This is a genomic window from Collinsella sp. UBA1693 (genome assembly GCF_002320115.1).
Taxonomy (GTDB): domain Bacteria; phylum Actinomycetota; class Coriobacteriia; order Coriobacteriales; family Coriobacteriaceae; genus Collinsella; species Collinsella tanakaei.
Genome location: NZ_DCJT01000003.1, coordinates 1 through 10,930 on the forward strand (window position 1 = coordinate 1; position 10,930 = coordinate 10,930).

General features: G+C 58.1%; 8 protein-coding genes and 1 pseudogene. 4 read left to right on the forward strand and 5 right to left on the reverse strand.

Annotated features, from left to right (window positions below):
• Positions 1-37: 37 nt before the first annotated feature.
• Together B3H65_RS02220 and B3H65_RS02225 are read right to left on the reverse strand one after the other, a co-directional pair.
• The gene (locus tag B3H65_RS02220) at positions 38-658 is read right to left on the reverse strand and encodes an NAD(P)H-dependent oxidoreductase (RefSeq protein WP_286683964.1); all 621 of its coding nucleotides are present in this window, start codon (positions 656-658) and stop codon (positions 38-40) included.
• 18 nt (positions 659-676) lie between these two features.
• A complete protein-coding gene (locus B3H65_RS02225; protein ID WP_286683965.1) occupies positions 677-1,939 on the reverse strand; it encodes an amidohydrolase in 1,263 nt (420 codons plus the stop codon).
• A 175-nt stretch (positions 1,940-2,114) separates the two neighbouring features.
• Between B3H65_RS02225 and B3H65_RS02230 the strand changes: the two are divergent.
• A pseudogene (locus B3H65_RS02230) lies at positions 2,115-3,748 on the forward strand (amidohydrolase).
• Positions 3,749-3,893: 145 nt separating this feature from the next.
• Complete coding sequence (locus B3H65_RS02235; protein ID WP_286683966.1) at positions 3,894-4,175, forward strand: hypothetical protein; 282 nt, start codon at positions 3,894-3,896, stop codon at positions 4,173-4,175.
• Positions 4,176-4,343: 168 nt separating this feature from the next.
• On the opposite strand, the gene B3H65_RS02240 is transcribed toward B3H65_RS02235, so the two are convergent.
• Genes B3H65_RS02240 through B3H65_RS02250 form a run of 3 tightly spaced genes read right to left on the reverse strand, consistent with a single transcriptional unit; the run spans position 4,344 to position 9,721 of the window.
• Positions 4,344-7,505, reverse strand: a complete 3,162-nt coding sequence (locus tag B3H65_RS02240) for a GIY-YIG nuclease family protein (RefSeq protein WP_286683967.1) — start codon at positions 7,503-7,505, stop codon at positions 4,344-4,346.
• Positions 7,498-9,030, reverse strand: a complete 1,533-nt coding sequence (locus B3H65_RS02245) for an Eco57I restriction-modification methylase domain-containing protein (RefSeq protein WP_286683968.1) — start codon at positions 9,028-9,030, stop codon at positions 7,498-7,500. Before B3H65_RS02245 ends, B3H65_RS02240 begins: the two co-directional genes overlap by 8 nt.
• A complete protein-coding gene (locus B3H65_RS02250) occupies positions 9,023-9,721 on the reverse strand; it encodes an SAM-dependent DNA methyltransferase (RefSeq protein WP_286683969.1) in 699 nt (232 codons plus the stop codon). The genes B3H65_RS02245 and B3H65_RS02250 overlap by 8 nt, the downstream gene beginning before the upstream one ends.
• A 115-nt stretch (positions 9,722-9,836) precedes the next feature.
• Here B3H65_RS02250 and B3H65_RS02255 point away from each other — a divergent pair, with 115 nt between their 5' ends.
• Together B3H65_RS02255 and groES are read left to right on the forward strand one after the other, a co-directional pair.
• Positions 9,837-10,121 (forward strand): helix-turn-helix domain-containing protein, encoded by a 285-nt coding sequence (locus B3H65_RS02255; protein ID WP_286683970.1) that lies wholly within the window; start codon positions 9,837-9,839, stop codon positions 10,119-10,121.
• 309 nt (positions 10,122-10,430) lie between these two features.
• Positions 10,431-10,715, forward strand: a complete 285-nt coding sequence (groES, locus tag B3H65_RS02260; RefSeq protein WP_009141897.1) for a co-chaperone GroES — start codon at positions 10,431-10,433, stop codon at positions 10,713-10,715.
• Positions 10,716-10,930 lie beyond the last annotated feature (215 nt).

A 10,930-nucleotide genomic window follows, 5' to 3' on the forward strand; every position in this document is an offset into this window, starting at 1 on the left:
CCCGGGGGTTCTCCCTTGGAGCCTATTGTCAGGTCATCTATCCCTGAGGAAACTCGATGGAATGCAACCAGGCGGCTCGTTCATCGTCGGATATGGAGTCGACCGATCCCAGGTTGTGCCAGGCGGCGCATCCCGCTTCAATCAGTCCGGGCTTGCCTTGTTGGATGCGCCCGGCGATACCCAGCTGCCACAGTGTGCCATCGATCAGTGCACCCTCGATAGCGTTGCCCAGTTCGTCACGGGTGTGCGATGTGGGGCTGGCTGAGGTGGTGTAGACGTCGACGCGCTCGATATTGTCCAGCTTTCCTATCAGATTGCCGTTCTCGTTGGTGGTCCAAGTGCTGCCAATAAGCATGACCTTATCGAACCAGCCGCGCAGCATGGCGGGTATGTCGTTCCACCAAATAGGGCAGATCAAAATGAGGCGGCGTGCAGAAAGCACCTGCTGCTGGTAGCGTTTGACCTGCGGATCCAAAACGCCGCCCTGGTTGTAGACGGCCAGTTCCTCGCGGCTCAGCGCGGGGTTGAAGCCGTCGGCGTACAGATCGGCGATTTCATACGAAAGACCTTCGCGCTCAAGGCGCCGAGCGTGCGCCTCGAGCACGGCGTGGCAGAAGCTTTCCTCATAGGGGTGGGCGTAGACAATGAGGGTGTCCATGCGTGCCTTCACCTTTCCCTAGTCTTCAGCAAGAAAATCGACGGCGTACTGGGCGGCGAGCATGCTGCCCTTGGCGAGCACGCTCTCATCCACCTTGTAGAAGCAGGAGTGCTGGGCGAACGTGGCGCCAATCTGCGGGTTGCGGCAACCTACAAAGGCGAGCATGCCGGGCACGTGCTGCAGATAGGCGGAGAAGTCCTCGCCGGACAGGGTGCCGCGGTAGTGCCCTACGGCTTCCTCGCCCAGTACCTTGACCAGCGCGGCGCGGGCGCGTTCGCTGGAAGCGGCTTCGTTCTCAACCTTGACGTTGGCGACGGTGTAGTCGGTGAGCTCGGCGTCGGCGCCAAGCGCCATGGCGGTGTGGGTGACAATGCGCTTGATAAGCTCGGGCATCATCTCGTGTGCGGTGTCGCTATAGGTGCGCACGGTGCCGGTGAGGTAGGCGGATCCAGCGATGACGTTACGCGCGGTGCCGCCGTGGATCTCGCCCACGGTCACCACGGCGGGTTCGTAGGGGCTGATCTCGCGCGAGACGATGGTCTGCAGCGCGTTGACAATCTCGGCTGCGGCCATAACGGCGTCGGCGCCGCGCTGGGGCATGGCCCCGTGGCAGGAGGTGCCGTGGATGTCGATGCGGAACCAGTCGGTGTTGGCCATGCGCGGGCCGGGCTCCACGGAGATCTTGCCGGCGTCCACCTCGCTCCAAATGTGCATGGCGAATGCCCCGTCCACGCCCTCGGTGACGCCCTGGTTGCACATCATCTTGGCGCCCTTGCCGTTCTCCTCGGAAGGCTGGAAGACAATGCGGATCTCGCCGTGGATGTCATCGGTCATATGGCGCAGGATCTGTAGGGTGCCCAGCATCATGGCGATGTGGCAGTCGTGTCCGCAGGCGTGCATGTAGCCCTCGTTGGCGCTCGCGTACTCAACGTCGGTGCGCTCGGTTACGGGCAGGGCGTCGATGTCCGCGCGCAGCAGCAAGCGGCGGCGCGGGGTGCCGTCTGCGCGATAGGCGTCCGGGGCGGTGCCGCGCAGGGTGGCGACCACGCCGGTTTCCAGCGGGCGCTCGTAGGGGATGTTCATGGCGTCAAGTTGCCCGCAGATGTCCGAGGTGGTGCGCACCTCGTGCAGGCTCGCCTCCGGATACTTATGGAAGTGGCGGCGCTGGCGGATGATATAGGGCTCGAATTCATCGGCGATGTCCCGGATCGCCTGGGTGACTTCCTGCTCTGTATGGACGTGTTCGTGATCCATGATCTGCTGCGCCTTGGTCTTTGCCATGCTGATGTCCTTCCCCTGAGCTTTCGCATGCATTACGCTGCCCTAACTCTAGCACAGAGCCCCGTGCCCAATCGCCGCGCCGCGCCCGCGCGCTCACATAAATGCTGTGCTTCGCGCACGCGCGTGGCGCTACCATGTGACGTAGTTGGAACTACTTTTGATAAGGCGGCTTGGCATGGCTCTCAAGGCTGATTACATCGTGCGCTCGCAGCGCGTGTTCACCTCTGCTCCCGGCGCGGCGTCCGCGCACCCGTTGGCGTTCGCGATCGCGGGCGATCGCATCGCGTATGTGGACGAGTTCGATCGCGTGCAGGCGGAGGCGGGCCCGGACGCGCCGGTGGTGGATTTGGGCGATGCGCTGGTGTGCCCCGGTTTTCATGACGCGCACCTGCATTTCTTCCATACCGCGCTGGGCAGCTCGCCCTATATGCTGATGGACATGGGCAAAAGCGAGGCGGACCTGGTGGCCAAGACAAGGGAGTTTGCGGCGTCGCTGCCGGACGACGTCTGGGTAATCACCCAGGGCTGGCGCGATTACCGCTGGGACCCGCCCGTGCCGCCCACCAAGCGCTCGCTCGATGAGGCGTTCCCCGACCGTCCCTGCGCCATGTATTCCGGCGACGGGCACACCATGTGGCTCAACTCGCGCGCGCTGGAGCTTGTGGGCATCACCCGCGATTCCGTGCCCCCGCAGGGCGGCAGCTATGATAAGGATCAAAACGGCGAGCTCACGGGCATTGTTCGCGAGGCCGCGGCCATGCAGCTGCTGCCGCGTATGCTAGAGTGGATCTCGCCGGAGCGCATCGAGCGCGTCTACGCCGATCAGATGGCACGCATGGCGCAGCAGGGCATCACGTCCATCTGCGACATGTCGCTCATGCCGTTGCCGGGCCTGGACTTTATTCGCGAGGATATATATGAGGCGCTGGAGTCCCGCGATCAGCTGACCTTGCGCGCGCACCTGTTCCCCACGCTGCTAGACGACCAGTCCCGCCTGGAGGCCATGCAGGAGCGTTATCGCGAAAGCACCCTTTTGCGCGCCCCGGGCTTCAAGCAGTTCTTCGACGGCGTGTCCAGCCAGCACACCGCCTACCTTACCGATCCGTATTCCAACCCGCATTTCCCGGGCGACTGCGGGCGCCTTACCGTGCCGGCGGAGAAGATGCGCGCCTTGGTGTTTGCTGCTGCCGAACGCGGGCACGCCGTGCGCATCCATACCATCGGCGACGGCGCTATCCGTGAGGCGCTGGACATCTTTGAAGAGGCTCGCCGCCGCTTTGGCGCGCCCACGCAGGGTCGAAACACGCTGGAGCATCTGGAGAACCTGCTGCCCGGCGACATCGACCGCCTGCGCGAGCTGGGCGTTCTCGCGTCCTCGCAGCCCTGCCACATCACGCTGGNNGCCCGGAGCGTGATCTGGGCCCGGAGCGCAGCCGCATCATGTGGCCCTTTGCTACCTACCTTGCGCGCGGCGTGGACCAGGCGTTTGGCACCGACTCGCCCATCACGCCCGTGACCAGCATGAATGTGCTCTATACGGCCGTTACGCGACAAGATCCGTTTACGCATGAGCCCGCGGGCGGCTGGTTGCCCGGTGAGCGCATCTGCGCCGCGGACGCGGTGCGCATCTACACCGCCGGCAGCGCGGCGGCGTGCGGCCGCGAGCGAGAGCTGGGGCAGATCGCGCCGGGCATGCTGGCAGACTTCGTCGTCCTCGATCGCGACATCACCGCATGCGACCCGCAAGAGATCCAGTCCGTGCAGGTGCTCGCCACCTACGTGGGTGGACGCCAGGTGTTCGAGCGATAGCTTGCGCGGTGGCGCGGTCGAGAGCGCATGGGCGAGAGTACATACATATCCGATCCTTCATTTACCGCCCATGCAATGCCTCCCGCACGATATACTGTAATGCTACAGGCAATATACGATATTATTGTGCGGGGTGAGCGGGTTGATGGATTTGACGGAGCGCTCCAAGAACAAGGCTGCTCAAATGGGCGCCCAGGATGGGAACCATAGGGCTGAGGGCATGCGCTCCAAGCATGATGGCCATGTTGCTCAGAGGCTCGCCGCAGTTAAGCGGGGCGCCGTCCTGTATGGGGAAGCGCTTGAGCAGCTGGGTGTTGAGAAGCCTTCTCCTCGTTGCGTGGAGTTTATCAACCAGCCCTACGCTGACTTGCGCGAGGCGGCGCTTTTGGAGAAGTGCCAGCAGGGTGAGGGCGCCTACTCCAGCTAGCAACTGAACCTCGGCTGGAGGTTTACAGTTTGACGTGCTGTCTTTGGGCTGCCCAACATCAGCGTGGCCTTTTATTTCCACTCGGTGACGCGCCGTATGGGCGTATCACCGAGTGGAACGGTGTTGCCTTATCAACGGGAACTTGCGAGACCTCTGAACTATCTTAATTTATAGGGATAAAAAGCCCTGCTCAAACGCATTGGGGAACGGGAACGTACGGGCTTTGGGGTTGCCACGTTTGTCAACTCCAAGAGTCACCTCGATAGAACCGTGTTCACGATCGATGCTAATGACTTCGCCGTGGCCAAACGCCTTATGAAAGACCGTATCTCCGGGTTCCAGCGAGTTGAGGTTTGCTTCCGTTATGGCAGTTGGAACGTGTAGATCGAGTCTTCGCTCCGCGGGGTATCCAGTGAGCCACCATCCCGCGCGACCCATTGTTGCCCTGTTGCCACGGAAGGTAAATTCAAACTTCGCCCCACGCTTGGAGAGCTTTTCCATTGTGCTATCGAGTTCTCCGCCGCCGATGACCCAAAGCTCACCGCCGTTCGCGCCGCGCAGGTCTGTATATTTGAGCTCTTGCTCTTCCAGGAACTCTACAACCCAGTCGCGTTTTGAAGGCACGACGGCGGTAGGGCTGAAAGATGCATCATCGCTCGGGGCTTTAGTCCTTTTAGCTTCAGCAGCTGTTCTGGGCTGCGAGGAGAATTCGACCGTACCAGGGTCTGTAGGGGGAGTGACGGATTCAGAGGTTTTGACGGCGCCGGTTGTCCGTATCATTCGGCCGGTTTCATCAAGCAGGGTGTCCTGACGGGCCATCTCCGCGAAGTCCTCTCTGGTCAGGGAGGTGTCGAACAGTCCCACGCGCGCGTCGTAGCTGTGCTTCTCGATGCCTGTATAGGAGAGGCTTGCGTCCTCGTAGCGGCGGAACTTATACACTGCGTCGTTCATTACGGAGTCGCGGAACACGCCGAGCGATACCAGCAGTTCGAAGTCGTGCACGGACAAGCCGGTGACCTTTTTGAATAGTCCGGGTTCCAGCTGCGTGATGACCTCTTTCAAGCTTTGCTCGCGATAGTCGGTAAGGTACATGAACACGGGAATACGCGTGGCGAACTTGATCAACTTCTCCTGAATCTGCTTGCGCTTGCTCTTGAATTCCTTTTCTTCTTTCGTGAGCTCTTTTTTCTCTTTAGCGCTGAGTTCGCCTCCCTCTTTTTTGACTTTCTTGACGTGCTCGGACTTGTTGATGATCGTTTCGATGTCATCGTTTAGGCTGCGGAAGCCCTCGATGTTGGCCAGTGCCTCCATGGCTTCGGCGTTCTCGAGCAGGCGACGCAGCGTGTCATTGTCGACGTTGACCAGAAGGGCGCTTTCCCAGCGGCGTGCCAACAGGGTGGCCGAGGTTCCCGCCATAGCGATGTCGAGAATGTCTGCTGCATCCACCTCGCGCATGGCGCTGCCATCGTAGGCGAGTACGGGTAGGAACTTGATGAAGTCCGCGACCTTCTTCTCGGGGCTTGGCTCGTCAACGGAGAGCTGACAGCTGTAGTCGGACACCATGGCGAGAGCGCGGTCGAGGGCGAAGTCGAACACGTAGCATTCCTGTTTGATGATGTGCGCGTGTCCGTCCTCGTCCTTGGCTGTCCAGGGACTTTGCACGCGGAAGGCGGTTTGGAAATACGTTTCGGGACTCTTGAGGTTGCGCAGCATGAACACGCCGGTCCATGGGCGGATGGTGACTCCGGTGGTGAGTTTGCCGCATGAGAGCGTGATGGTTTTCGATTCCAGTGGGTTTCCCATGGCATGACGCACGGGCTCCACGGCATCAAGGCCTACGCCAGCTTTTGTTCCGGCGGCGACAAGCACTTGATAGTTGTGGTAGAAGGTGTTTTGTCGCTCGGCGAGCAGGTTCGCCATGGCGTCGCATGAGGCAACGTTGGGTAAAAACCACAGCGTATGGTTAAGGTTGGCGAGTAGGGCCGCGTGGCTAAAGGGCAACACCGGCTTTTGGGCGCCCATTTTGAGCTCGTCGGTGGTGGTTTCTGCAAATGCGCCGCGGATGAGGTCAAGCCATTTCTGCACGTAGTCCTTGTATTTGAATTGGGCGTCCTTTCCCTCGCCGGTAGCAGAAAAGAATACATTAAGGTCGAATTCGTCAAATTCGCCGGCGCGGGCCACACGGGTGATTGAGTCGGGCACCTTGTAAGTCATAAGCACCATGCGGGGGAGTGCTTCGTATGGATTCTGCGTAAAGGGATGGGCGCTTACCCAGTCGTGCTTGGCTTGTTGCTCGTCCGAGTAGGTCCAGTTGAAGATCTGATCCTCGATGAACTCGCCAGAAGTGAGCGCACGGAAAGGCGTGCCGGAGAGATAGAGGTAGCGGTCCGATTGGATGGGCAGCCATGTCTCGTCGATGTTGTTGCCCTTTGATGCCGCGTCGACTTCCTTCTCTGTGGACTCGACTACGCCGTCCTCATCTGCAGATGCGGCGAAGAGCTTCTGCGCGCTATCGCGCCATGCTCCAAAGTGATATTCGTCAAAGGCGACAAGGTCCCAGTGTTCCAGATGGACCCATTCATTGCGTGCTTTGATGGATCCGGAATCTCGGTCCACACCCAAGAAGTCCTGGAACGAACCGAAGCAGACGATGGGGCGCGCGGGATCGCATTCCTCATAAGTTAGGGCGTCGCGCGAGACGAACTGCCAGCCCTCGAAGTCGATATGGCTCTCGAGGTCCTCGCGCCATGCATCCTCGACGGCGGGTTTGAAGGTAAGAACGAGCACTCGCTTCATGTTCATGCGGCGGGCGAGCTGGTAGGTGGCAAAGGTTTTGCCAAAGCGCATCTTGGCGTTCCAGAGGAACTTGGGCGCATTGTGGTTGCCTGGCTGCTCGCATGCGCGGAAGTACGCTTCGGTCTTGTTGACGGCCTCGAGCTGCTCGGGGCGCATGGAGAAGTCTTCGGTGCGTTCACGTTCGTAGCTAGTGCGATCGCGAACAGCGAGCCAGGCGTTGCGCACATCGTCTGCTGTGCAGCGGAACCACTCGCCACCGACGTTCTCAAAGCCGTTGGCGGCGAGTTTCTTGTGTACTGCGTGGTCCATGAACGACGAGCCGTCCGTGCGCATGGCGCTTTCGGCAAAGACAATCTCATACGGCTTGCCCTCGCCAGGTTGAATGACGGGGAATTGCTGCGCCACGCGCTTCTCCACGTCTATCTCTGTATAGCCGACCTTGAGGAAGTCCGAATGGTCCGGGTTCTTGTCGCGGTATGCGTATATGGAGGGGCGGACTTCTGGGCGGGCGGGGAAGAATGCGAGGTTACTCATTGGGATCACCCGGTTTTGAGGCATCCCTTATTGTCGATTCGATGATTTCTGTCTCAGAAGCAGTAAGCCCGAAGGCCTCATACAGAGTATGATCCGTCCAGGTTTTGGTGAAGTCCATGTTTGGAACAAAACGGAAGCATTCGCGCGTTACGTTCAAGGAAGAGATTGCTTGGCGAAGAAGGAACCGCGCGAACTTTCCACGAAGATAGATATCAAAATTGCGAGCTTCTGCTTCGGTTGGGAAAACTCCGATATCGAGATAAGTCTCGGTATTAATCTGACTCGGTCCGATGATGCGAGTGTCTGTAATTACTCGATATCCGTCTGCTGGATTCGTGTCGAGCTCTCCGTTGCTGGGGACAAGTCGACCGATGAGCACTTTGTAATGGCCAACAAGATTGGCATTCTTAGTCACATCTTTTGCGGATATGTATTGAAAACCTTTGCTGGTCAGAATTTCTATATCGCCTGCTTCGCGATGCGCTCGACCCCGGAAGTTAGTGGCAAAGCCAAAGGGATTACGGGGCAAGGCATGCTCGCTCCACATATCCTGAGTTCGACTGAGTACTTTACGGACGATTGAAACAGCGATGTTGGAGCGGATTAGAACGGGGTGTTCGTTGAGCTTGCGTACCATAGAGTTCTTTTTGCCCGATTGCACGTTGGTGATCTCACACTGCCCATGGAAGTCTCTATCCCAAAGGAAGTAACAGATACCACCAGCGATATTCACGCCATCAAAGCAGTCCTTACTGGATTCAAAATCTACGAGTTTTCTCATCCTGTCATCGGAGAGCATTGAATCGCGGAATTCTTTCAGTCCTTTGCCGCCGGCGTACCAACGGGCGGGGATGATCATGCTCAGGTAGCGTGGTTTCAGCTTCATGGCCTGTTCGACAAAAAGTTGGAAGATCGGGGCTGCGCTCACGCCGTTACCGCCGTCGCTCAGCTGGTAAGGGGGGTTGCCGACGATCACGTCGAACTTCATATTCAGAATCCTTTCCGGATCGTTGGTGTGGATGAACTCGTACGCATGGGTTTCAAGTGCTTTGTCGCGGTCGTATTCGGCGTTAGATGCCCCGCAGAATTTGCATCGCCCATTTGCCCATGTATGCTGAACGGTTCGCTGCCTCACGTTTCCCTCGGAGCTATCGAATTCGACGACACTAAAGCGCCCATTGGGAAACTTGCTGCAGTACAGGCTGCGACGCGCCAGCAAGCTTGTGAGCTCGGTGATCGCGATGCCGAAGAGCTGCTCGTGCATGATGTGGTTGACACGCTCTTGTAGGTTGGGATACTCGCGCTCCAGGCCCTTGATGAACCGCTTTGCCGCTTCGCGTAGGAATACGCCTGACTTGCAGCATGGATCCAGGATCTTGATGGTAGGATCGCTCCAGATCTCGGGCGGCAGCATATCCAGAACATCGTTTGCTAGCTCGGGTGGCGTGAAGACCTCATCATTGCTCAGGTTTGCCAGGCAGGTCAAAACGTCCGGGTTGTATGCCCGTTCAAGCAGGCTACTCATAGCGCTGCACCTCCCAGTAATTGGTGAGGGGGTATTCCTTTATCGCGGAGGGGATGTAGGCATCGATTTCGGAGTCGTACTCCCAGTCCGTATGCGTTCGGATGCCGCCCTCATTTGCCTCGTCAAAGGAAAAGAGGGATAGGGTCTCGCCCATATTGGTGTTGCCGTCCAGCAGTTCGCTTAGCAAGAAGTCGCGTCGCTTCACCTTGTCGCCCGTTACAAGCGACCATTCGGCAAAAGTGATGGGATTTCCGTTGGAGTCTTTGAGCGTGAGGGCGTCTCCGCACAGAACGTTTTTGTTCAGCAGGTAGCGGACTGCGTCGAGGAACGCTTCGTCTGGGTTTTTGATCGCTCGTCTTGCTTCCGATTCGACAATCTCGAACAGGCGGTCACGGCATTCCTGTGCGTTGTCTTCAAGAATGTCGACGCCGTATAGGCTGCTTACCGCCACGAAGGCGTAGCGCATGTAGTCATCGGGATTCTTTTTGTATTGCTGGGTAACCACGGCGAGCTTGCGCCGCAGCACCTCGGCAAGGAAATTGCCGTTGCCGCATGCTGGCTCCAGAAAGCGGGACTCGATGCGCTCGGTCTCCTGCTTGACCATGTCGAGCATCGCGTTGACTTCACGCTCGTTTGTGAAGACCTCTCCGTGGTCCTGCACGCGCTGCCGAGATTTGACTTGCCGGGTCATAAAAAGCAAACTCCGAAACCGCTGTGGAATATAATCCACACAAGTCTAACCCCGAAATCTATTCTGTGGAATATAAACCTCATTATGGAATCTGTTCGTCAATACGATTGCTGTCATGAAGACAGGCAATGCGTACATATCCATCTACAGGGTCATTGGTATCAATGCCGCTAGGATTCGCGAGCAGAAGGGCAAGTCCCAGGTGTTCGTGGCGGATCGAGCGGGCGTTGACAGATCTGCCTTGAATAAATTTGAAAGCGGAAAATACAATCCCTCAGTTGAGTGGCTCTGCAAGCTTGCCGACGGCTTGGACGTTCCGGTAATTGAGTTCTTTTCGGGATTGGAAAAGGCATCTCCCGGCGATATAGCCAAGTCCATCCCTACCGCCAAAGCGGAATAGCGCGGTGCAGGATACCGCCCTTACTCTTGATATCAATTCAATATGCTTCGAGTTTGGAAAAATGGGGTCCATTTGATATTCGACTCGATTTCGATGGGGATGCTCAGTTGGCTCAACATTTTGCGTCCATTACTGGTGCAGGGGACTTGTGTGCCTGTGGGCGCTCAAGAAATCTAAGTGCCAATTAATAAGATTTTTTGCTATGGCGTTGTATAACTTCCAATTGCTGGGTACTATTCAGGGCGTACGAAAAATCGTAAGGGTTCGCATGGCACTTAAAACCGTGCGACGAGTTAGGAGGAACACCTCATGCTTAAGCCTCTTGGTGACCGCGTTCTTGTCAAGCCCGACGCAGCAGAGCAGAAGACCGCTTCCGGTCTGTACATCGCTAGCAACGCCCAGGAGAAGCCGCAGCGCGGCGAGATTATCGCTGTGGGCGCCGGCAAGGTTGGTGAGAACGGCGAGCGCCTGCCCATGGACGTCAAGGTTGGCGACGTGGTGATCTACGGCAAGTTCGGTGGTAACGAGGTCAAGGTCGACGGTGAGACCTACCTGCTCATGCGCGCCGACGACATCTACGCCGTGGTCGAGTAGCTTCTCAACTACTTCTCGTCCAAAAACGCGGACCTAAGGTCTGCGCACCCCGTATGCATTCCCGCATTCATTTTTGATGAACGTTTTCCTTATTGGAGGAATCTAAGATGGCAAAGAACATTACGTTCGATACCGACGCTCGCGCCAAGCTCGCTAAGGGCGTCAACACCCTGGCCGACGCCGTTACCGTTACCATGGGCCCCAAGGGCCGCTAC